This is a genomic window from Micromonospora sp. KLBMP9576, assembly GCF_050941805.1.
Taxonomy (GTDB): domain Bacteria; phylum Actinomycetota; class Actinomycetes; order Mycobacteriales; family Micromonosporaceae; genus Micromonospora.
In genome coordinates, this window is sequence record NZ_CP194567.1 from 4,494,858 (window position 1) to 4,516,805 (window position 21,948).

17 protein-coding genes are annotated in these 21,948 nt (G+C 74.2%); 6 read left to right on the forward strand and 11 right to left on the reverse strand.

The window, feature by feature from the left end; all coding sequences use genetic code 11:
* Window positions 1–118 precede the first annotated feature (118 nt).
* From ACQ452_RS19600 to ACQ452_RS19615, 4 genes are all read right to left on the reverse strand, one after another.
* A complete protein-coding gene (locus ACQ452_RS19600; protein ID WP_433386577.1) occupies window positions 119–589 on the reverse strand; it encodes an RrF2 family transcriptional regulator in 471 nt (156 codons plus the stop codon).
* Window positions 590–730: 141 nt separating this feature from the next.
* On the reverse strand, window positions 731–1,600 hold the full coding sequence (locus ACQ452_RS19605; protein WP_433394254.1) for an acyl-CoA thioesterase: 870 nt from the start codon (window positions 1,598–1,600) through the stop codon (window positions 731–733).
* A gap of 11 nt (window positions 1,601–1,611) precedes the next feature.
* A complete protein-coding gene (pyk, locus tag ACQ452_RS19610) occupies window positions 1,612–3,060 on the reverse strand; it encodes a pyruvate kinase (RefSeq protein ID WP_433386578.1) in 1,449 nt (482 codons plus the stop codon).
* Between the two features lie 304 nt (window positions 3,061–3,364).
* Window positions 3,365–3,730 (reverse strand): YciI family protein, encoded by a 366-nt coding sequence (locus ACQ452_RS19615; protein ID WP_433386579.1) that lies wholly within the window; start codon window positions 3,728–3,730, stop codon window positions 3,365–3,367.
* Window positions 3,731–4,012: 282 nt separating this feature from the next.
* Between ACQ452_RS19615 and ACQ452_RS19620 the strand changes: the two genes are divergently transcribed.
* From ACQ452_RS19620 to ACQ452_RS19635, 4 genes are all read left to right on the forward strand, one after another.
* Window positions 4,013–4,645, forward strand: coding sequence for a hypothetical protein (locus tag ACQ452_RS19620; protein ID WP_433386580.1), 633 nt, complete (start codon window positions 4,013–4,015; stop codon window positions 4,643–4,645).
* Window positions 4,646–5,040: 395 nt separating this feature from the next.
* Window positions 5,041–5,913, forward strand: coding sequence for an aldo/keto reductase (locus ACQ452_RS19625; RefSeq protein ID WP_433386581.1), 873 nt, complete (start codon window positions 5,041–5,043; stop codon window positions 5,911–5,913).
* 200 nt (window positions 5,914–6,113) lie between these two features.
* Window positions 6,114–7,466 carry a pentapeptide repeat-containing protein gene (locus ACQ452_RS19630; protein WP_433386582.1) on the forward strand — a complete coding sequence of 451 codons (1,353 nt, stop codon included), beginning with the start codon at window positions 6,114–6,116 and terminating at the stop codon, window positions 7,464–7,466.
* Between the two features lie 72 nt (window positions 7,467–7,538).
* Window positions 7,539–7,967: a nitroreductase family deazaflavin-dependent oxidoreductase gene (locus ACQ452_RS19635; protein WP_433386583.1), complete on the forward strand. Its 429-nt coding sequence runs from the start codon at window positions 7,539–7,541 to the stop codon at window positions 7,965–7,967.
* Window positions 7,968–8,053: 86 nt separating this feature from the next.
* Here ACQ452_RS19635 and ACQ452_RS19640 read toward each other — a convergent pair whose 3' ends face one another.
* Both ACQ452_RS19640 and ACQ452_RS19645 read right to left on the reverse strand, forming a co-directional pair.
* Entirely contained in the window at window positions 8,054–9,028 is a 975-nt protein-coding gene (locus tag ACQ452_RS19640) for a hypothetical protein (protein ID WP_433386584.1), read from the reverse strand.
* A 204-nt stretch (window positions 9,029–9,232) separates the two neighbouring features.
* The gene (locus tag ACQ452_RS19645) at window positions 9,233–9,424 is read right to left on the reverse strand and encodes a DUF397 domain-containing protein (RefSeq protein WP_433394256.1); all 192 of its coding nucleotides are present in this window, start codon (window positions 9,422–9,424) and stop codon (window positions 9,233–9,235) included.
* A gap of 101 nt (window positions 9,425–9,525) precedes the next feature.
* Between ACQ452_RS19645 and ACQ452_RS19650 the strand changes: the two genes are divergently transcribed.
* On the forward strand, window positions 9,526–10,122 hold the full coding sequence (locus tag ACQ452_RS19650; protein WP_433386585.1) for a Panacea domain-containing protein: 597 nt from the start codon (window positions 9,526–9,528) through the stop codon (window positions 10,120–10,122).
* Complete coding sequence (locus ACQ452_RS19655) at window positions 10,109–10,693, forward strand: Fic/DOC family protein (protein ID WP_433386586.1); 585 nt, start codon at window positions 10,109–10,111, stop codon at window positions 10,691–10,693. Before ACQ452_RS19650 ends, ACQ452_RS19655 begins: the two co-directional genes overlap by 14 nt.
* Window positions 10,694–10,781: 88 nt before the next feature.
* Here the strand turns inward: ACQ452_RS19655 and ACQ452_RS19660 are convergent, their stop codons facing one another.
* The 5 genes from ACQ452_RS19660 to gltB all read right to left on the reverse strand — a co-directional run bounded on the left by ACQ452_RS19660 (window position 10,782) and on the right by gltB (window position 21,868).
* On the reverse strand, window positions 10,782–11,723 hold the full coding sequence (locus ACQ452_RS19660) for a hypothetical protein (protein ID WP_433386587.1): 942 nt from the start codon (window positions 11,721–11,723) through the stop codon (window positions 10,782–10,784).
* A 4-nt stretch (window positions 11,724–11,727) separates the two neighbouring features.
* On the reverse strand, window positions 11,728–14,310 hold the full coding sequence (locus tag ACQ452_RS19665; RefSeq protein WP_433386588.1) for an FtsK/SpoIIIE domain-containing protein: 2,583 nt from the start codon (window positions 14,308–14,310) through the stop codon (window positions 11,728–11,730).
* Window positions 14,311–14,465: 155 nt separating this feature from the next.
* Window positions 14,466–15,266 (reverse strand): SGNH/GDSL hydrolase family protein, encoded by an 801-nt coding sequence (locus ACQ452_RS19670; RefSeq protein ID WP_433386589.1) that lies wholly within the window; start codon window positions 15,264–15,266, stop codon window positions 14,466–14,468.
* Window positions 15,267–15,669: 403 nt separating this feature from the next.
* Window positions 15,670–17,178, reverse strand: a complete 1,509-nt coding sequence (locus ACQ452_RS19675; protein WP_433386590.1) for a glutamate synthase subunit beta — start codon at window positions 17,176–17,178, stop codon at window positions 15,670–15,672.
* Window positions 17,171–21,868, reverse strand: coding sequence for a glutamate synthase large subunit (gltB, locus tag ACQ452_RS19680; RefSeq protein WP_433386591.1), 4,698 nt, complete (start codon window positions 21,866–21,868; stop codon window positions 17,171–17,173). Before gltB ends, ACQ452_RS19675 begins: the two co-directional genes overlap by 8 nt.
* Between the last annotated feature and the right edge of the window lie 80 nt (window positions 21,869–21,948).

Below are 21,948 nucleotides of genomic sequence, written 5' to 3' on the forward strand. Positions count from 1 at the left end.
TCGCGCCGGCATCCCCCGGCACCGGGACGAAACCGGCGCCGGCGGGCGCGAAAGCCCCTCGGGCGGACCGGCGGCGGGGACGACGTCGCGCGGCGGGGCGACCGGGGCCGGGTGTGGCTCAGGTCCAGGCGCGGGGGTCGGCCACCAGCTCGACGACCCGGTCGGGCAGGGTGCCGCCGGCCACGTCGGCGACGGTGACGAGCTCGAGGATCTCGCGTTCGCTGGCCCGAAGCGCGATCCAGACCTCCTGGAGGGCCCGGGCCGCCCCGTGGTAGCCGAGGTCCTCGGGCCGCTGCCCGCGCACGTGCGCGAGCGGGCCGTCGATCACCCGGATCACCTCGGCCAGCGAGATCTCCGCGGCCGGGCGGGCCAGCCAGTAGCCGCCCTCCGGGCCGCGCTGCGCCTGCACGATGCCGCCCCGGCGAAGTTGCAGCAGGATGCTCTCCAGGAACTTCGGCGGGATCACCTGCGCCCGGGCGATCTGGTCGGCGGTCACGGGCCGGCCGCGCCCGGGCCCGGCGGCGGCGGTCACCGAGGCGAGCTCGGCGACGGCGCGGAGGGCGTAGTCGACCCGGGCGGAGAGGCGCATGCCGGCAAGGCTAGTCGCCGGCCCGCCCCGCCCGGACGATCACCCCTCAGCCGATCGGCCGACGACGGGACGACGACCCGCACGACCGGCGCCCCGACAGCGGGCGGCCAGCCCACGCCGACCCGACGGTGCCGGGGACGGTCAGTCGCCGACGCGGCGCAGCAGCCCCTCCTGCACGGCGCTGGCGATGTGCTGGCCGTCGGTGGTGAACATGCGGCCGGTGGCGAGCCCTCGCGCCCCGGAGGCCGACGGGCTCCAGCAGTCGTAGAGGAACCAGTCGTCGGCGCGGAACGGCCGGTGGAACCAGAGCGCGTGGTCGAGGCTGGCCCCGACGACGCCGCCCGGACCCCAGACCTCGCCGTGCACCGAGAGCACGGAATCCAGCAGCGTCAGGTCGGAGGCGTAGGTCAGCGCGCAGGCGTGCAGCAGCGGGTCGTCGGGCAGCTTGCCGTCGAACCGCATCCAGACCCGCTGGTGCGGGTCGGCGGGGCGGTCACCGGGGCGCACCCAGCCCGGCTCGCCGACGTAGCGCACGTCGATCGGGCGGGGGATCTGCGCCCAGATGCCCAGCCGCTCCGGATAGCGGGAGAGCCGGTCGGTCATCGTCGGGACCTCGTCCGGCCCCGGCACGTCCGGCGGGGTGGGGGCCTGGTGCTCCAGGCCCTCCTCCGTGCGCTGGAACGACGCCGACATGAAGAAGATCGGCTTGTCGTGCTGCAGCGCCACCGAGCGGCGCACCGAGAACGAGCGGCCGTCGCGGACGTTCTCCACGTCGTACACGATCGGCTCGGTGGGGTCGCCGGGACGCACGAAGTAGCCGTGCAGGGAGTGCACGAAGCGGGCCGGGTCGACGGTGCGCCCGGCGGCCACCAGCGCCTGGCCGGCGACCTGACCGCCGTATACCCGCTGGGGGCCGACCGGGGGGCTCATCCCCCGGAAGCTCATCCCGCCGGTGTGCTCCAGGTCGAGCACCTCCAGGAGCTGGTCGACCGCGGCCTGCCCGACCGCGATGGCCGCGTCGCTCACTGCAAGGCCCGCGCCGACGCCGCATCGACAAGCGACCCGAGCTGGTGTACGCGCAGCGTGTTGGTCGAGCCGGGGGTGCCGGGCGGGCTGCCGGCGACGATCACCACGTAGTCGCCGGGGTTGGCCCGGTTGAGCCCGAGCAGCGCCTGGTCGACCTGGCGGAACATGTCGTCGGTGTGCTCGACGAACGGCATCAGGAACGTCTCCACGCCCCAGCAGAGGGCGAGCTGGTGGCGCACCTCGGGCACCGGCGTGAAGGCCAGCAGCGGCAGATCGCAGTGCAGCCGCGAGAGCCGCCGCACGGTGTCGCCGGTCTGCGAGAAGGCCACCAGGGCCTTCGCGCCGATGGCCCGGGCGATCGAGGAGGCGGCGACGGTCAGCGCGCCGCCGTGCGTACGGGGGTCGTGCTGCAGGCGCGGCACCCCGATCGAGCCGGACTCGGTGGTGGTGATGATCTTCGCCATGGTGCTGACGGTGAGCACCGGGTACTTGCCGACGCTGGTCTCGCCGGAGAGCATCACCGCGTCCGCGCCGTCGAGCACGGCGTTGGCCACGTCGGAGGCCTCCGCGCGGGTCGGCCGGGAATTCTCGATCATGGAGTCGAGCATCTGGGTGGCCACGATCACCGGCTTGGCGTTCTCCCGGCAGAGCTGCACGGCGCGCTTCTGCACCAGCGGGACCTGGTCCAGCGGCAGCTCGACGCCGAGGTCGCCCCGGGCGACCATGACGCCGTCGAAGGCCAGCACGATCTGCTCCAGGCAGTCGACCGCCTCGGGCTTCTCCACCTTGGCCAGCACCGGGCGGTGCACGCCCTCCTCGGCCATGATGCTGTGCACCAGCTTGATGTCGTCGGCCGCGCGGACGAAGGAGAGCGCGATCATGTCCACGCCCAGGCCGAGCGCGAAACGCAGGTCCTCGGCGTCCTTGTCGGACATGGCGGGCACGCTGACCGCCACGTTCGGCAGCGAGACGCCCTTGTTGTTGGAGACCGGGCCGCCCTCGGTGACCAGGCAGCGGATGTCGTTGCCGGTGATGTCGGTGACCTCGACGGCGACCCGACCGTCGTCGATGAGCAGCCGGTCGCCGGGCTTGACCTCCTGCGGAAGCTTGCGGTAGGTGCAGGAGACCCGCTCCTTGGTGCCGACGACGTCGTCACCGGTGATCACGACGGAGTCGCCGGTGCGCCACTCGTGCGGGCCGTCGGCGAAGCGGCCGAGCCGGATCTTCGGGCCCTGCAGGTCGGCGAGCACGGCCACCGGCCGCCCGGCGGCCTCCGCGGCCTCGCGCACCAGCCGGTACACCGCCTCGTGGTCGGCGTGGCTGCCGTGGCTGAAGTTGAGCCTGGCCACGTTCATGCCGGCCTCGACGAGCCCACGGATGCGCTCCGGTGACGAGGTGGCGGGACCAAGAGTGCAGACGATCTTCGCGCGGCGTGTCACGCCCATCAGGCTAGTCTCTCCTCCGGGTCGGGCTGTGGGCCGACCCCTTACGGACTGCGGAACATTGGCCAATCGACGTGCACGTCGGGCGCGCAGCCGGCGGGCGGACCCCACACCGGAAACGTCGAGGCAGCGGGCATCGGCGACCGCGCGCCGGAATCGTACGCCCCCGCCGCCACCGGACAGCCGGGCGCTCCCGCCGCCCGCAGCGGCCCCCGGTCGGCCTGCGCCCCTTGCCGAGCGGGGGCGGCGGCGCCGGCCGGTCCGCCCCGCCGGGGAAGCCCCCGCCGGCCCACGCCCACCCGCGGGCTCAGCTCTGGGTCTTCACCAGTGGAAACTCCAGCGAACCCGCCGGGCAGAGGAAGGTCAGCACGTCCACCCGGTAGAGCCCGGCCTGGACGGCCGGGTCGGCCTCCAGCACGCTGCGCACGTCGTCCACCGAGCCGGTGCGGGCCAGGCCGAAGCCGATCGGCGGGTCGGGTTCGCGGGCCGGGCCGTCCACCGAGCCGGCCACCAGGATGATCCCCCGCCGTTGCAGGGCCTGCATGTGCGCCAGGTGCTCGGCCTGTAGCCGCTGCACGGTCTCCGCCGGCAGCGCCCGCCCGGCCGCGCCGGGATACAGCACGATGCACTCGTACGTGTCGAGCGCGAAGTCGACCTGCGGCGCTCCCGTCATGGTGTTCCCTCCCGCGTCGCGCCGCGCGCGGCGACCCGTGGCCGACGCCGAGCCGGCACGGCCCAGCGTCGCACGGGTCGCCGGCCGGCACGGCCGCTCCGGTCAACTTGGTCCGCGCCGCTCCCCCGGTACACCCCGATCAGGCCCGGAGGCTGGCGATCAGGCCAGGGGCCGCCGATCGGACCAGGGGCCGCCGGTCAGGCCCGGGCGGGGCGTCGTCGGCGGCCGGGCGTCGGTGTCGCGACGGCCGAGGATGTCCGGCCCCCGCCCTATCCTGCCGGCGTGGGAACGAGTTACCAGACGATTCTGGCTTCGGGCGAGCTGGCGCAGATCCAGACGGTGCTGACCGACGTCGACACGGAGGCCTACGTGACGGCGGTCGGCGAGCGCCGCTGGGCGGTCGTCCCCCGGGAGGCCGAGGAGAGCGGCTACGCCGAGGTCGACGACCTGGCACAGTTGATCACGCTGCGCACGGGCGAGCCGGCGGTCACCTTCGACGTCTTCGACTCCAGCGTCATGACGGCCACCCTGCACGTCGACGGCCACGAAGCGCACCGCTTCCTCTCCGACCGGGGCTGGGTGACCGAATACTGGGACGACGACGACAACGAGGTCCTCGCCGGCTTCGACGGCACGATCTATCCGGTGGACGCCCCGCCGCCGCCCGGCCCGAGCGGGGACGACCCTGCCGTGTTCGCGCCGTTGGGAGTCGGCGCGGTCGACCTGGTCGCGCTCGGCGCCGCCCTGCGCGGGCAGGTCCCGCCCGACGACGCTCCCCGGTTGTTCGCCGAGTGCCAGCACCGGGCGATCCTCGACGCGCTGCGGCTGGACCCGTGCCCGCTGACCCGGCCCTTCCGGCACGCCCACCTCGACCACCTGCCGGCTGCGCTGCACGTCCGGCCCGAGGCCGGCTGACTCCCGGCCCGCTCGCGCCACCTGTCCGGACCGGACCCGTGCTCGGTCCAGATCCGCCCCGAAGCCGGTCGCCGCTGACGACTGTTCCAGCTCGGTGACCTGGAGCTGACCCGCTACGGCGTCGACCGCCGTGCCGCGCTGGGACCACTCGACCGCAATGCCGCGCTGGGACCACTCGACCGCAATGCCGCGCTGGGACCACTCGACCGCAATGCCGCGCCGGGACCAGTCGGCCGCCGTGCGCGCCGGGACATCGCGGCGGCACCGGCCCTGTCGCCCACCCGCGGCCCGACCGCTGGCACCAACCGCCATGAGCTGCGCCGACCCGCCACCCGTCCTAGGGTTGGACGATGGCGACCGGGCACACCGAGACGAACAGGATGGGGAATCCACGCATGGCGAACGACGCAGGCAAGCAGCCCGCCAAGTCCTCCGGGACGTACCGGATCGGCGGCGACCTCCAGGTCGACCGGCTCGGCTACGGGGCGATGCAGCTCACCGGTCCCGGCGTGTGGGGCGACCCGAGGGATCCGGCCGAGGCCGTACGGGTGCTGCGCCGGGCGTACGAGCTGGGCGTCACGTTCATCGACACGGCCGACTCGTACGGGCCCTTCGTCAGCGAGCAGCTCATCCGGGAGGCCCTGCACCCGTACGCCGACGACCTGGTCATCGCGACCAAGGCCGGCCTGACCCGCTCCGGCCCGGACGACTGGCGGCCGGTCGGGCGCCCGGAATACCTGCGCCAGCAGTGCGAGCTGAGCCTGCGCCACCTCGGGGTGGACGCCATCGCGCTCTACCAACTGCACCGCATCGATCCGCAGGTGCCGCTCGCCGACCAGCTCGGCGAGCTGGCGCTGCTCAGGCAGGAGGGCAAGATCCGGCACATCGGCCTGTCCGAGGTGACCGTCGAGGAGATCGAGGCGGCCCGCGCCATCACCCCGATCGTCTCGGTGCAGAACCTCTACAACGTGGCGAACCGCAGCGCGGAGGCCGTCCTGGAACACTGCGAACGCAACGACCTCGCCTTCATCCCCTGGTTCCCGATGGCCACCGGCGACCTGGCCCGGCCGGGCGGCCCGCTGGACGCGATCAGCACCGACCACGGCGCGACGCCCGCCCAACTCGCCCTCGCCTGGCTGCTGCGCCGCTCGCCGGTGATGCTGCCGATTCCCGGCACGTCGTCGGTGGCGCACCTGGAGGAGAACGTGGCCGCCGCCGAGGTGCGGCTCACCGACGACGAGTACGAGGCCCTGGCCAAGGCCGCCTGACGCCGCGCCGCGTCCTAAACCGACCCGACCCAGCCTCGGACCACCCGGCCCCGATCCCTCGGACCACCCGACCCGGGTTGTGCCCGGGTGGGGCCGGGTGGGGGGCGAGGTCGGGGCGGCTCGGCGGTCATCGCGTTGCCACGCGCTGGTGACCGGTCGGCCAGGCCGACGGACGGCTGGTTGCTGGCATGCTGTGAACCGTGCGCTCAATCCCGCCCCGCGAGGGGCCGCTGCGGGTGATGCCGTGGTGGCTGGTGCTCGTCGGCCTGTTCCTCGCCGCGCTGCTGGGTTGGCTGGTGCTCGACTGGCTGCTCGGCGAGGCCGACCGCGCCGCCCAGCCGGACACCCGCGCCACGCTGCGCATCGACGCCATCCGGACCGGGCTGACCGTGGTCGCCGGCACCGGCGGTGGGCTCGCGCTGCTGCTCGCCGCCCGGCGACAGTGGATCGGCGAGCGCGCCCAGCGGCACCAGGAGGCCGTCGCCGCCCAGGACCAGGCGCACCGGGAACGGGTGCAGGCGCACGCGGAGGCGGTCGCCGAGGCCGGGCAGCGCCACCAGGAGCGGCAGGCCGGGGCCGCCGAGCACGACGCCGCCGAGCGCCGGCTGACCGAGCTGTACACCGGCGCGGTCGGGCTGCTCGGCAACGACAACGCGGCCGTACGCCTGGGTGGACTGCACGCCCTGGAGCGGCTCGGGCAGGACAATCCCGCGCAGCGGGAGACGATCGTGGCGGTGCTCTGCGCGTACCTGCGGATGCCGGCGCCGGACGACGACGCGCGCGAGGCGGAGGTGCGCCGCACCGCGCAGCGGGTCCTGACCCGGCACCTGCGCGCGGACGGCGACGCCTTCTGGCCCGGGGTCAGGCTGGACCTGACCGGCGCCCGGCTCGACGGGTTCGACGCGGCCGGCTGCACGCTCGTCGACGCGGACCTCGGCGGCGCGGTCTGCGCCGGCACCACCAGCCTGGCCGGCGCGACAGTGCGGGGGCGGCTGACCCTGGGCGCGACCTTCGCGGACCTGATCTGCGACGACCTGCGCGGCGACGCCGAGGTCGTCCTCGACGACGCCCGGGTCGACGGGCGGGTCAGCTTCGACCGGGCCGAGATCGGCGGCGTCCTGTCGTGCCGGCGCGCGACGTTCGCCCGGGCCTCGTGGCGGGGGGCCACGCTGCACGGGACGGCGAGCTTCGACGCGACCTGCTTCACCGGCAGCGCCAGCTTCCGCGAGGCGACCTTCCTGAGTGGAGTGTCCCTGGACTACGCCACGTTCACGGGTTACGCCGGTTTCCGGCAGACCCGATTCGCGGACCTGGCCCTGTTCCGGTGGACCAGGTTCGGCGACCAGACGTGGTTCGAGCGGACCCGCTTCGAGGGGGCCGTCAACTTCGGCCGGGCCCGCTTCCAGGGCTCGGTCACCTTCGACGGGGCGACGTTCGCCCGGCGGGCCCTGGTCGACCAGGCGCGGGCGACGGCCGCCGGCCGGCACGTCTGGCCCGAGGGCACGCAGGTCGCCCCGCTCGACGACGACTGGCTGCTGCTCACCGACGACTGACCAGCCGATTCTCGCGCTTCGGCGCAGCCCGACGGGCCGACGGTCACCGTTGACGGCCGTTAGGCTGGCCGGATGGCGGAGACCATTGAGGACAGCCCGGTCGGGTGGGTGGCCAGTCACGTGCGCCGCTACGTGGAGACCGACGGCGCCGACGGCGGGAAGTACCACGGCTACGACGCCCTGCTGATCACCACCCGGGGGCGCCGGTCGGGCACGCTGCGGCGGACCGCGCTCATCTACGGCCGCGACGGCGACCGCTACCTGCTGGTGGCGTCCAACGGCGGGGCGGCGCGGCACCCCAACTGGTACCTCAACCTGTGCGCCGATGCGGAGGTAGAGGTGCAGGTCGGGGCCGAAAAGTTCCGGGGTACTGCGCGCACCGCCACCGCCGAGGAGCGGCCCCGGCTGTGGCAGGCGATGACCGAGGTCTTCCCGACCTACGCCCGCTACCAGAAGGAAACCGACCGGGAGATCCCCGTCGTCATCGTCGAGCGCGCCTGATTCGCCCGGCTGGCAGCCACGGCGCAGGCCCGGTTCGGAGATCCGAACCGGGCCTGCGCGTCACGCCCGGGGCTGGACCGACCGGGTCAGGCGCAGACCCACCGGACCGGGGTCGAGGAGACGTTGCCGTACGCGATGTCGTCGTCGGTCAGCGCGGCGACCTCGGCGATCGGATAGGGCGACGACCCGAACGGCAGCGCCCGGTCGACGCCGTTCTGCCGGAGCCACTGCTTGTTCTCATAGGTCTGCCCGTACGCGACCGAGCCCCGCGCGTTGACCGCGTGTGTCACCGCACCCTCGGCGAGCAGGGTTGGGGCCGCGCCGGGCGCCCACGCCAGGGCGAGGGAACTGTTCCCGCTGTGTTCCTGGCCCGCCACCACACCCGCACTGATCCCGGCCAGCTCCCAGTACGCGTCCGGGTCGCCCGCGTAGCCGGGAAGCTGCTCCGGCTGGGCGTCGGGCGCCCACCGCACCGGCTTGCCGGCCAGGTGACCGATGACGGTGCCGTCGGCGTCGACGTCGATCGCCCGGCTGTCGCCGGCACCCGGCAACGCCCGTACGGTGTTGTCCGGGGACCAGGTCACCGCCGTCGGTCGCCCGTCGGCGGAGCGCACCCACCCGGCCACGGTGCCGTCCCCCGCGATGGCGCTCGCGATGGTCTGCACGCTGTCGGGCAGACCCGGCAGCGTGGTCACCTGGCCGGCGGAGTATCGCCACGCGGTGCTGCGGTAGAGCCCGTCCTCGGAGTAGCTGTTGCCGACGAAGTCCCCCTGCGCGTTGATCTCCTCGAGCGATCCGGGCGGCGTGCCGAGGTTGGTCGGCACGCCGTTGTCCCACCGGACGACGTGCCCGCGCCAGGAGGTGTCGGTCCCGTACGCGAGCTGGAACCGGCCGCTGGGGTCGGCGTGGACGACGTTGATCCGCTGCCACGACCCGGCGGGCAGCGCCAGGTTCTCACGCACGCATGGTGGACCCACGTCGGCCGCCGTCGCGGCCCCCTCCGCCGCCGACGCGGCCGACGGCAGACCGGTCGCGCCGGCCACCACCGACGCCAAGGCCACCAGTCCGGCTATTCCTTGTCGAATTCCCATCGAAACCCCCGTATGGTCAACGGACATATACCGCCGTCGATCATACGGGTACTCGGTCGGCGTATCGCACACGCCGGTGTCCGGGGTGCCGCCACGCTCTCCACGCGATGGCTCGGGCGGCAGCGGCGCGTCCGCGTCGTCAGCCGACAGGCGCCCGCTCCGGTCAGCCGCGCGTCAGGCGCGGTCGGGGAGCTGGGCGACGAAGGCCCGCCAGGCGGTCGGGGTGAAGACCAGCGCGGGACCGGCCGGGTCCTTGGAATCCCGTACGCCGACGACGCCGGCCAGGTTGTCGGCCACCTCGACGCAGGTCCCACCGTTCGCCGACGAGCGGGGCGATGAACACGTCAGGATATGGCCGCCTGTCAGTCTGTGCGTACCCGGCAGGTCGCCTATCTGACACCGTCGGGCCCACCTGGTTGGCCTGACTCGTTAGGCTCGGAGCAGAACCCAGAAAGGAGGTGCCATCGGTGGCAACGGCGCATGACGTCGCAGCGGCGATCCTGGGGCACCTCGGGACCATGACGGCGATGAAGCTGGAGAAGCTCGTCTACTACTGCCAGGGATGGCACCTGGCGCGGACCGGCCGCCCGCTGTTCCAGGAGCCGATCGAGGCATGGCGCGAAGGCCCGGTGGTCCCGCACCTCTACCGCCAGCATCGCGGGCAACGCAGCGTCAACGAATGGCCACTCGGCGAGGCGTCCCACCTGACGACCGCCCAGGTCGACACCGTCCGTTGGGTTACCGAGACCTATGGCCGATTCTCCGCCGCCGAGCTGTCGACGATGAATCACAATGAGCTTCCGTGGCGTCTTGCGCGCGGCGCGCTGCCCGAGTCTGCACCCTCCACCGAGCAGGTCGACGTCAACATCATGAGGTCGTACTACGCCCGGCAGGTGGCGGGCGTCGAGACTGCCGTGGTCCTCGCCTCCGCCAACGCCGCCCTCGAAGGAGCGGAGTTCGACGAGGACTGGCAGGACAGGCTTCGAGATGTCGCGGCCGGTGTCATCAGTGCCGACGATCTGATCGCCCAGGAGATCGCCCGGATCAGCAGTGAGCAGCGCTGACCCCTACTGCTGGCCCGACAGCGACTGCCTGCAGAACAAGCTGGGCATCACCGACCCTGACCAGCTCCGAGAGGTCGAGTTCCGGTTGGTGTCGGTCCGCGAGATCCAGGCAGCCCGGTTGATCATCCCGGGTGGCTACGGCTTGGAGCACCTGCAAACCTTCCGGCACCTCTTCTCAGACCTCTACCCATGGGCCGGCCAGAGCAGAACTGTCGACATCAGCAAACCGGGTGCTCGTTTCTGCCACTGGCCGTACATCGACGACCAGGTCAGCGCGATCCTCAGCCGGCTCGTCGAGGACGGCTACCTCCTCGGCCTACGACAGGAAGTGTTCGTCGAGGCCCTGGCGCACTACTACGGCGAACTCAACGTCTGTCACCCGTTCCGCGAAGGAAACGGCCGCACCATCCGTGCGTTCCTGCGACAACTCGCTGCGGCAGCCGGGTACCTGCTCGACTGGTCCGAGTTGAACCCGGCGACGAACATCGAGGCATGCCGGACGCACCTCGCCACCGCGGACATCAGCCTGCTGGTCACCGCCCTCCGCCCCGTCGTGCGCCGGCTAGCCTGACTCGCGACAGGTCAGCCCCACGAAAGGCGGCAGAACGCCCCAATGCTGCCAGTACACCGCCGCTGACCTGGTCCCGCCGTGCTCGCCGTCAGCGCAGGACGCGGAACAGCAGCAGGAACGCCACGTAGGCGACCGGCACGGCCGCGAAGCAGATCAGGAAGCCGAGGTGCACGTACCGGGGCGGGGTGCCCGCGACCATGGCCGGCCGCCCCCAGCGGCCGAGCACCAGGTAGCCGGCGAAGAAGGACAGCGCCGGCAGGCCCGCGCAGATCCAGGCGCCCAGGGTGAAGCCGTCGACCAGGCCGACACCGGAGGCGAGCACCATGATCATCATGATGACCGCGCCCGCGGCGGCACAGCCCGCGTAGACGGCGACCGCCCGGGCCGGCGGCGACCAGTCCGGCAGCAGCGCCGGCCGCTGCGCGAGCAGCTCGGTCTGCTGCCCGTGCCGGTCGGACTCGTCGGCGTAGCGGCGCGCCAGCTCCAGCTCGACCGCCGGGTCGACCTCCGCCGGACGCGGGGCCGGCACCCCGCCCGCCGCCGGGCTCACCGCCGTCGGCAGCGCCAGCCTCGTCTCCCCCGCCCCGACCTGGGGGTACGCCCCGACCCCCGGCCGCCCCGGGACGCCGGCCGCGCCGGCGACCTCCCCCGGCCCGGCACCGGCGAACCCGGCCCTCCCGATGCCACCGTCACCACCCGAGAACCCGCCGGCCGCCCCGGCAGTGGCGCTGGAGTGCGGCGCGCTCCCGTGCGGCGCACCCCCCGGCGGCGCGCCCCCGTGCGGCGCACCCCCCTGCGGCGCGCTGATCTGCGGCGCGGGGCCGGTGGGCACGCTGGACGCCGGGATGCCGATGGCCTGGCCGAGCTGGTCCAGGCGCTGCCCCTGGGCGGTCAGCCGGTGCTGGAGGTAGTCGGCGGTGGCGTGCAGGTTGCGTCGGCGCTCGGCGTCGGCGGCGGCCCCGCGCTCGCCGGCCCGCCGCCGCTCGGCGAACTGCCGGGCGAGCGCCGCGTACTCGTCGAAGGTGGACACCGCCTCAGTCCTCCCCGTCCGGGCCGTGCCCGTCGCGGGCGAACGGCACGATGAGCCGGATGCGCTGGTCGTGCCGGTCGACAAGCAGCGCCCGGTCGGGCCGGGGCGTGTAGGCCAGGTCGTGCACACCGAGGTGCAGCCCGAGTTCGGCGCCGGTCACGTTCAACGCGACCAGGCAGGCCATGTCGTCGCGGTTGTGGGCGCCGCCGAGGTCGTCGGCGAGCCGGCGCAGCCCCCGCCACCAGCCGAGCAGGTGCACCCCCCGGGCGGGCCCCTGCCGCAGCAGGCTCCGCAGGTCGTCGTGGCCGGAGCGGAACGTGTCGGGGTCGGTGGCGGCGAGCGCGCCGCTGGCGGCGTCCACGCCGAACACGACAAGGTAGGTGCGGCCGGCGACCGGTTCGGCCCTGCCCGCCGCGAAGCCGGCCGGTTCGGCCGGGACCGCCGGCGCGGCGGCGAGCGCGCCGACGTGGCGGCGCAGGTCGGCCGCGTCGAGGCGGTCGACCTGGTGGCCGGCGGCGGCCAGGAGTGCGGCCGTGTCGGCGGCGGCGGGCTCGGCGGCGGCGACCAGCGCGGCGAGCAGGAACCGGGCGTCGCCCGGGGCGTGCTGCCGGGCCAGGCTCAGGGTGGCCGCGCGCAGCACCTCCGCGCCGGTGACCGAGGTGCCCACCACGGCCAGGTGCCGGCCGGGGGTCGCGTCCATCAGGAACAACGCGGAGGTCCCGTTGACGTCGACCGTCCGCCCGACCAGGGCCAGGGGGCGGCGCCCACCCGGGCGCAGCCCGGCGAAGGTCGGGTCGTCCTCGACGTGGGCGGCCTCGTAGCCCTTGAAGACCGACGGGGGGTGTGCGCCCGCCGGGCGGGCCCGCCACAGCTCGTGGCGCAGCTGCGCCACTTCGCCGGCGGCGGCGTGCGCGTCGGGGAAGCGGACGACGGTGTCGGCGCCGACCGCGCCGGCGGCGGTGTTCAGCACCGCCGAGCCGACCGGCAGGGTCTGGGCGGCCTCGTTCAGGGCGTCGAGCACCCCACCGCCGCCGGGCAGCGCCACCCGGAGCGCGAACTGGCCGAAGATCGCCTCGGCCCGGCCGTAGAGCGCCTCGACGCCGGTCATGCTCTGGCTGGCCAGGACCAGGTGCACGCCGTACGAGCGGCCCTTTCGGGCCAGCTCCTCCAGCAGGTCGACCGACTCGCGGGCCAGCGCGTCGTTGCCGGCGAGGAGCACGTGGAACTCGTCGATCACCGCCACGATGCGGGGCACCGGGGTGTCGCGGGGCAGGTCGGCGAGCTTGGTGACGCCGTGCCGCTTGAGCGTGGTGGCCCGCCGGGACAGCTCGCGGCGCAGCTCGCGCAGCACGGCGACGCCGTACTCCCGGTCGGACTCGATGCCGACGGCCCGCGCGTGCGGCAGCCAGGACGGGTCGCGCGGGGTGGGCACGAACTCGGTGAAGCTCACCCCCTCCTTGAAGTCGAGCAGGTAGAGCTGGAGTTCGGCCGGCGAGTAGCGGGCAGCCAGCCCGTAGAGGACGTCGAGCAGGAAGACGGTCTTGCCGGCGCCGGTGCGCCCGCCGACCAGCCAGTGGGGGGTGGCGTCGTCGAAGGCGACGGTGACCCGGTCGCGCCCGGCCCGGCCCACGACGGTGCGCAGCCCGTTGCCCGCCGACTCGACCCACCGCCGCTCGGGCAGCAACTCGGTGAAGCCCACCGTGTCGCTGCGCCGGGCGGCGGCGCCGAGATGCGCGGCGAGGGCGGCGACCGACGCGGTCGGCGGATCGCCGTCGAGCAGCACGGGGGCGGCCAGGCCGGTGCCGTCGTGGCTGAACGGGGCGCCGGGCGGGTCGCCGACGTGCGCGTGGCGCTCGGTCAGTCGGAGCGTGGTGGTGGCGCCGAGCTGCGGTGCCGGCGCGCCCGGCGCGGCGGGCTGCCAGCCGGCCACCAGTACGCAGACCGCAGCGGCCGGCCCGGCGTGGGTGAGCGCGGCGAGCCGGGCCGCCTCGCGCGGCGGCGGCGCCGAAGCGGCGACGACCAGCAGCAGCTCCTGGTCGGACCGCTCGGCGTGCCGGGCGGTGCGAGCGTGCCGCTCCGCGGCGTCGAGCAGGGCCGCCACCTCGGCCTCGGTGGTGGCGGGCGCGTCGAGCACGCCGGCGTCGACAAGTGGGCGCAGCGGCCCGAAGGTGGCGCCGAGCGCGGCGGTGTCGATCCCGACGACCCGGACGCGGCCGGCGGGGGCGGTGGCGAGCAGCCGCAGCACGAGCGCCCGCAGCAGGCCCGCCACCCGGGGGTCGCGGGCGTCCGCATCGACGGCGAGGTGGTGGCCGCCGCCCAGGGGTACGAGCGCGGGGAACCCACCATCGGGTGTGGACGCCTCGCCGACGCGGACGGCGACGGGCGCGGCGGCCACGGGGGTGGCTCCCGGAGTGGGGGTGGCGAGCGTGCCGCCGAGCGCCGACAGGCGGCTGACCAGCTCGGGTGTGCCGGCCGGGGCGGCCTGGGGTGCCTGCCCGGCGAGCACCCGGCGGGCGCTGTCGAGGTGCGTGCGGGCGGCCCGGTGGGCCGCGACCGCCTGCCCGTACGCCGACGCGAGCCTGCCCACCCTCTGCTCCCGTCGCCGTCGCCCCGCTGGTCCCCAAGGACCCTAACGGACACCGGCGACACCCGGACAGTGCCGAGGCGGGCGCGTCGTGCCCCGCACGAGCCGTTGCCGGCAGGGAGGGCCCTCCCGTCGGGAAGGCCCTCCCTGCCGCCCGATCAGGCGGTGGCGGCGTTCAGGGCGGGCAGGTAGCCGAACCGGTAGCCGTCGGCGTCCGGGTGGTACGCCTCGATGACGCCGCTGACGTCGCGGATCCAGGGATCGGCCGCGCAGACCCCGTGCCCGGCGAAGTACGACCGGGTGTCGGCGAACGTGGCGCCGGCCGCGGCGGCCCGGCCGGAGGTGACGGTGGCGAGCACGTCGGCGGCCTCGTTGAGGATGGTCCGCTTGTAGCTGCTCATCGCCAGCAGGCCACAGGAGCCGGTCTCGAAGAGGCGCGGGTAGCCGAGCACGATCAACCGCGCGTTCGGCGCCCGGTTCCGGATCGCGGCGTAGGTGGCGTCCAGCCGGCCGGGCAGCGTGGTGGTGGCGAACGCCTTGGCCTCGTTCACGGCGGTGGTGCAGTTCGAGGTGCTGCCGAAGCGGCAACTGGTGATCACGTCGGCGAAGCCGGCGTCGTTGCCGCCGATGGTGATGGTGACCAGGGTGGTGCTGGCGCTCAGCGAACCGACCTGGTTGCTGATCACGTCGGCGGTGACGGCGCCACCGCAGGCGGGGAACGTGAAGCTGGTGACCGCGTTGGCGGCGGCCCACAGCGGGGCGTACGACTTCTGGCTGCGCAGGCAGGTGGAGAGGTCGTACGGCCCTGCACCGACGCCGGAGGAGTAGGAGTCGCCGAGGGCCACGTAGTTGACGGCCGCGGCGGCCTGGGCGGTGCCGGGGGCGAGCACCGCGCCGAGGGCGGCGGTGAACAGGGCGATCAGGGCGGCGAGGGCGCGGGCCAGCGGGCGGTGGGGCATGCGGGACCTCCACGGGACAGGGAACGGTGGGGACCGGTGACCGCGCGCGTGGCCAGGGACGGAGTGCGTGTTACCAGGCGGTAAGCCTATCGAAACATCTCCATCCATGGAATGGGCGGGGGCGGTCCACGCGAGTCTGCGTCCACGCTGTGGAGTTGATGTCGCAGCCGATTCACCCCCGCCCGCCGCCGCCCGGCCCCGCGCGCCACGGACGCCCGCCCCCGGACCCCGCCCGGCCCCGCGCGCCACGGACGCCCGCCCCCGGACCCCGCGCCGCACACCGGGGGTCGGCCCCGTAGGGCGCCCCGGTGATCAGGAGGTGCGGAACCGGCCCGGGTTCCCACCTGGCGCGAACCTCCTGATCACCGAGCCGGGGCGGCGGCGGAAAGAAGGGACGCGGCTGTCAGCGCGCGGCCAGCGGTTGCCGGGCCGGGTCGACCGGGGCCGGCAGGGCGCCCGTCCCGCCGAGGTGGGCGTGGATGGCGGCGGCGGCGGCCCGGCCCTCGGCGATCGCCCAGACGATCAACGACGCGCCCCGGTGCATGTCGCCGGCGACGAACACCCCGTCGACGTCGGTCTGCCAGTCGGGGCGGGCGTCCACCGCGCCGCGCGCGTTGCGACCGACCCCGAACTGGTCGAGCAGCGGCTGTTCCTCGGTGCCCTCGAAACCGATCGCCAGCAGCACCAGGTCGGCCGGCAACTCCCGCTCCGAGCCGGGCAGCGCGGTGACGACCCGTCGGCCGTCCCGCTTCTCCACTGTCACCTCGGCGATCCGCACCGCCCGCACCTGGCCGGTGCCGTCGTCGACGAACTCCTGCACGGCGGCGGCGAAGACCCGCTCGCCGCCCTCCTCGTGCGCCGGGTAGCTGCGCAGCAGCCACGGCCAGGTCGGCCAGGGGTCCCGGGCCTCGTCGCGGGCCTGCGGCGGCTGCGGGTAGAGGTCGAGCTGGTGTACGCCGGCCGCGCCCTGGCGGTGCGCCACGCCCAGGCAGTCCGCCGCCGTGTCGCCGCCGCCGATGATCACGATGTGTTTCCCGGCCGCGTCGATCGGGGCGCCGTCGGGCAGCACCGTCGGGTCGGGCCGGCCGCCCGCCGCCGCGGCGACGACCCGGTTGGCCGCCACGAGGTGGTCCATCGCCTGGTGCACGCCGCGCAACCCGCGCCCGGGAGTCTCGGGGGTGTCCCGGCCCCGCAGCGCGCCGCAGGCGAGCAGCACCGCGTCGTGCCCGGCGCGCAACTGCTCGGCGGTGACGTCGACGCCGACGTCCACCCCGGTGCGGAAGCGCACGCCCTCAGCGGCGAGCTGGGCCAACCGCCGGTCGATGTGGACCTTCTCCAGCTTGAAGTCCGGGATGCCGTACCGCAGGAGGCCGCCGGCCGCGTCGTCGCGCTCGTACACCGTCACGGCGTGCCCGGCGCGGGCGAGCTGCTGCGCGGCGGCGAGGCCGGCGGGCCCGGAGCCGACCACGGCCACCGACCGGCCGGTCGGGGCCGGCACCGGGCGCGGCGACAGCCCGCCCCGCGCGACGGCCGCGTCGGCGATCTCCACCTCGACCTGCTTGATGGTGACCGGCTGGCCGCCGCCGATGCCGAGCACGCAGGCCGCCTCGCAGGGCGCCGGGCAGAGCCGGCCGGTGAACTCGGGGAAGTTGTTGGTGGCGTGCAGCGACTCCACCGCGGCGTCCCAGTTGCCGGTGCGGACCAGGTCGTTCCAGTCCGGGATGCGGTTGCCCAGCGGGCAGCCGTCGTGGCAGAACGGGATGCCGCAGTCCATGCAGCGGGTCGCCTGCTCGCGGATCAGCTCCTCGCCGGCCGGCGGGTACACCTCACGCCAGTCGCTGATGCGCACCGGCACCGGGCGGCGCGCGGGCAGCCGCCGGTCGTAGCGCAGAAAGCCGGTCGGGTCAGGCACGAGCCACCTCCTGGACCGTCGCCCGCGGGGCGGGCGCGGTCGGCACGGACTTCGCGGCGGGCGCGGAGAGCGCGCTCATCACCGCGTCGTCGACGTCGCGGCCGGCGGCTTCGGCGGCCCGCATGATCTCCATCACCCGGCGGTAGTCGCGGGGCACCACGGCGGTGAACTCCGCCACCGCCTCCGGCCAGCGCTTCAGCAGCCCCTCGGCGACCGTCGAGTCGGTCTCGGCGAAGTGCCGCTGCACCAGCTCGTGCAGCACCGCCTGCTCCTCCTCGGACAGCGGCGCCAGGTCGACCAGCTCCGCGTTGACCCGGCGGCGGTCGAGCCGGTGCACGAAGGCCGTGCCGCCGGACATGCCGGCGGCGAAGTTGCGCCCGGTCGGCCCCAGCACCACCACGGTCCCGCCGGTCATGTACTCGCAACCGTGGTCGCCGACGCCCTCGACGACGGCCACCGCCCCGGAGTTGCGCACCGCGAACCGCTCACCCACCCGGCCGCGCAGGAACAGCTCGCCGGCGGTGGCGCCGTACAGGATTGTGTTGCCGGCGATGGTCTGGTCCTCGGCCCGCTGCCCCGGGGCGGCGTCGCCGTCGAGGAAGGGGGCGGCGGCGTCCGGCCGCGCGATGAGCCGGCCGCCGGAGAGGCCCTTGCCCACGTAGTCGTTGGCGTCGCCGTGCAGCCGCAGGGTCACCCCCGGCGGGAGGAACGCGCCGAACGACTGCCCGGCGGTGCCGCGCAGCGTGAACTCGATCGTGCCGGCGGGCAGGCCCGCGCCGCCGAAGCGACGGGTGACCTCGCCGCCGAGCATCGCGCCGACGCTGCGGTGCTCGTTGCGTACCGCCACCGTCACCCGCACGGGCGTGCCGTCGCGCAGCGCCGGACCGGCCAGGGCGATCAGCTCGTTGTCCAGCGCCAGCTCCAGGCCGTGGTCCTGGGCGCGGACACCCCGGCGCGCGGCCCCCGCCGGCAGCTCCGGCAGGTGCAGTACGGGGCTCAGGTCCAGCCCGCCGGCCTTCCAGTGCGCGATGGCCGGGGCGAGGTCGAGCAGCTCGGTCTGCCCGATGGCCTCCTCGATCGAGCGCAGGCCCAGCTCGGCCAGGTAGCCGCGAACCTCCTCGGCGAGGAACAGGAAGAAGTTCTCCACGAACTCCGGCCGGCCGGCGAAGCGTTCCCGCAGCACCGGGTTCTGGGTGGCGATGCCGACCGGGCAGGTGTCCAGGTGACAGACGCGCATCATGACGCAGCCCTCGACGATCAGCGGCGCCGTCGCGAAGCCGAACTCCTCGGCGCCGAGCAGCGCCGCGACCAGCACGTCCCGGCCGGTCTTGAGCTGCCCGTCGACCTGCACGGTGACCCGGTCGCGCAGCTTGTTGAGCAGCAGCGTCTGCTGCGCCTCCGCCAGCCCCAGCTCCCAGGGGGTGCCGGCGTGCTTGAGCGAGTTGAGCGGCGAGGCGCCGGTGCCGCCGTCGTGGCCGGAGATCAGGATGACGTCGGCCTTGAGCTTGGCCACGCCCGCCGCCACGGTGCCGACGCCGACCTCGCTGACGAGCTTGACGTGCACCCGGGCGGTCGGGTTGACGCACTTGAGGTCGTGCACGAGCTGCGCCAGGTCCTCGATGGAGTAGATGTCGTGGTGCGGCGGCGGGGAGATCAGGCCGACGCCCGGGGTGGCGTGCCGGGTCCGGGCGATCCACGGCCAGACCTTGTTGCCGGGCAGTTGCCCGCCCTCGCCGGGCTTGGCGCCCTGCGCCATCTTGATCTGGAGGTCGTCGGCGTTGACCAGATATTCGCTGGTCACCCCGAACCGGCCGCTGGCGATCTGTTTGACGGCGGAACGGCGGGTCGGGTCGTGCAGCCGCTCGACGTCCTCGCCACCCTCGCCGGTGTTGGACTTGCCGCCGAGCCGGTTCATCGCGATGGCGAGGGTCTCGTGCGCCTCCGCCGAGATCGACCCGTACGACATGGCGCCGGTGGCGAAGCGCCGGACGATCTCGGTGGCCGGCTCGACCTCCTCGATCGGTACGGGCGGCCGCACGCCGGTGCGCAGGGTGAACAGCCCGCGCAGCGAGCCGGCTCGGGCGGCCAGCTCGTCGACCTTGGCCGTGTACTGGCGGAAGACGTCGTACTGGCGGGTGCGGGTGGCGTGCTGGAGCAGGAAGACCGTCTCCGGGTTGAACAGGTGCAGCTCGCCCTCGCGACGCCACTGGTACTCGCCGCCCACCTCCAGCCGCCCGGTGGGTTGGGCGCCCGGCGGCGGCCAGGCCACGGCGTGCCGGGCGGCGACCTCGGCGTGCACGCCGTCCAGCGCGATCCCGCCGATCTTGCTCGGGGTGCCCCGGAAGTAGCGCTGGACCAGGCGGGCGTCGAGCCCGACGGCCTCGAAGACCTGCGCCCCGCAGTACGACGACACCGTCGAGATGCCCATCTTGGACATGATCTTCAGAACGCCCTTGCCGAGGCCCTTGACGTAGTTGCGCACGGCCTTGGCCGGTGCCACGCCGACCAGCGCCCCGGTGGAGATCATGTCCTCCACCGACTCGAACGCCAGGTAGGGATTCACCGCCGCCGCGCCGTAGCCGATCAGCACCGCCGCGTGGTGCACCTCGCGGCAGTCGCCGGACTCGACGACCAGCGCCACCTGGGTGCGGGTCTGCTCGCGCACCAGGTGCTGGTGCACCGCGGCGGTGAGCAGCAGCGACGGGATCGGGGCGAGGTCCGCGTTGGAGTCGCGGTCCGACAGCACCAGGATGCGTACGCCGTCCTCGATGGCCTCGGAGACGTGCCGGCAGATTTCGGTCAGCCGGGCCTTGATCCCGGCGCCGCCCTCCCGGACGCGGTAGAGCCCGGAGACCCGGACGGCCTTGAAGCCGGGCAGGTCACCGTCCTCGTCGATGCAGAGGATCTTCGCCAGCTCGTCGTTGTCGATCACCGGGTACGGCAGCACGATCTGCCGGCAGCTCGCCGGACCCGGGTCGAGCAGGTTGCCCTCCGGCCCGATCGTCGACGCCAGGCTGGTCACCAGCTCCTCGCGGATGGCGTCCAGCGGCGGGTTCGTGACCTGGGCGAAGAGCTGGTGGAAATAGTCGTAGAGCAGCCGCGGCCGGGTGGACAGCGGGGCGATGGGGGTGTCGGTGCCCATCGAGCCCAGCGGCTCGGCACCCGTGCGCGCCATCGGCGCGAGCAGGATCTTCAGCTCCTCCTCGGTGTAGCCGAAGGTCTGCTGACGGCGGCGCACCGAGTCGTGGGTGTAGACGGTGTGCTCGCGCGGGGGCAGGTCGGTCAGGTCGATCAGGCCGGCGTGCAGCCACTCGGCGTACGGCTGCTCGGCCGCCAGCTCCGCCTTGATCTCCTCGTCGTGCACGATCCGCCCGGCCACGGTGTCGACCAGGAACATCCTGCCCGGCTGGAGGCGACCCTTGGCGACGACCCGGGCCGGGTCGAGGTCGAGCACACCCGCCTCGCTGCCGAGCACCACGAGCCCGTCGGCCGTACGCCACCAGCGGCCCGGGCGCAGCCCGTTGCGGTCCAGCACGGCGCCGACGATCTCGCCGTCGGTGAAGGCGACCGAGGCGGGGCCGTCCCACGGCTCCATGAGGCTCGCGTGGAAGCGGTAGAAGGCGCGCTTCTCCGCGCCCATGTCCGGGTCGTTCTCCCACGCCTCGGGGATCATCATGAGCACCGCGTGCGGCAGGCTCCGCCCGGCCAGGTGCAGCAGTTCGAGGACCTCGTCGAAGTTCGCCGAGTCGGACGCGGCCGGGGTGCAGATCGGGAAGATCCGGCGGATGTTGCCGGGCAGCTCCCCGCCGCCGCCCAGCATCGACTCACGCGCCTGCATCCAGTTGCGGTTGCCGCGGATGGTGTTGATCTCGCCGTTGTGCGCGATGAGCCGGTACGGGTGCGCCAGCGGCCAGGACGGGAACGTGTTGGTGGAGAACCGGGAGTGCACCAGCGCGATCGCACTGTGCACGCGCTCGTCGGTCAGCTCCGGATAGAACGCGGGGAGCTGATCGGGGGTGAGCATGCCCTTGAAGACCATGGTCCGCCCGGACAGCGACGGGAAGTATGCCGGCACGCCCCGCTCGGCGCTCTCCCGTTCGGCCTGCTTGCGCACGCAGAACGCCACCTGCTCCAGCTCGATGCCGCTCAACGCCGCCCCGGCCGCCCCGGCCGGGGAGCCGGTGAGCCGGCGCGCGGCGAGGAAGAGCTGCCGGACCCGGGGCATCGCCGCGAGGGCGGTCTCGCCGAGCCCACCCGGGTCCACCGGCACGTCCCGCCAGCCGAGCACGTCGGCGCCCTCGACCAGCGCGTACTTCTCGACCACCCGGCGGGCACGGGCCTCGGCGGCGTCGTCGTCGGGCAGGAAGACCAGGCCGGTGGCGTACTCGCCGGCAGGCGGCAGCGGGAAGTCCACCACCGCGCGCAGGAAGGCGTCCGGGATCTGGATCATGATGCCCGCGCCGTCGCCGGTGTTCGGCTCCGCGCCCCGCGCTCCCCGGTGGTCCAGCCGGCAGAGCGCGTCGAGCCCGTTGGCCACGACCGAGTGCGAGCGCCGCCCGTGCAGGTCCGCCACGAAGGCCACCCCGCAGGCGTCGTGCTCCTGCGCGGGGTCGTAGAGCCCGGCCGCGGGCGCTCCCGGGCCGAGGTGCGGGGCCTGCCGCGGGCTGTGGTGAGGGTACGGAAAGGCCACCGGGCCTCCTGTCGTCGCTCAGGGTGGATCTCGATCGGGACGACGTCGGCCCTCAAGGGTCTATTGAGTCTACGTTAGGG

Coding starts and splice junctions, on each gene's coding strand:
- ACQ452_RS19600 (WP_433386577.1), bottom strand. CDS start 589: ATGCGCCTCTCCGCCCGGGTCGACTACGCCCTCCGCGCCGTCGCCGAG.
- pyk (WP_433386578.1), bottom strand. CDS start 3,060: ATGGGCGTGACACGCCGCGCGAAGATCGTCTGCACTCTTGGTCCCGCC.
- ACQ452_RS19635 (WP_433386583.1), top strand. CDS start 7,539: ATGGCGGAGACCATTGAGGACAGCCCGGTCGGGTGGGTGGCCAGTCAC.
- ACQ452_RS19625 (WP_433386581.1), top strand. CDS start 5,041: ATGGCGAACGACGCAGGCAAGCAGCCCGCCAAGTCCTCCGGGACGTAC.
- ACQ452_RS19670 (WP_433386589.1), bottom strand. CDS start 15,266: ATGCCCCACCGCCCGCTGGCCCGCGCCCTCGCCGCCCTGATCGCCCTG.
- ACQ452_RS19615 (WP_433386579.1), bottom strand. CDS start 3,730: ATGACGGGAGCGCCGCAGGTCGACTTCGCGCTCGACACGTACGAGTGC.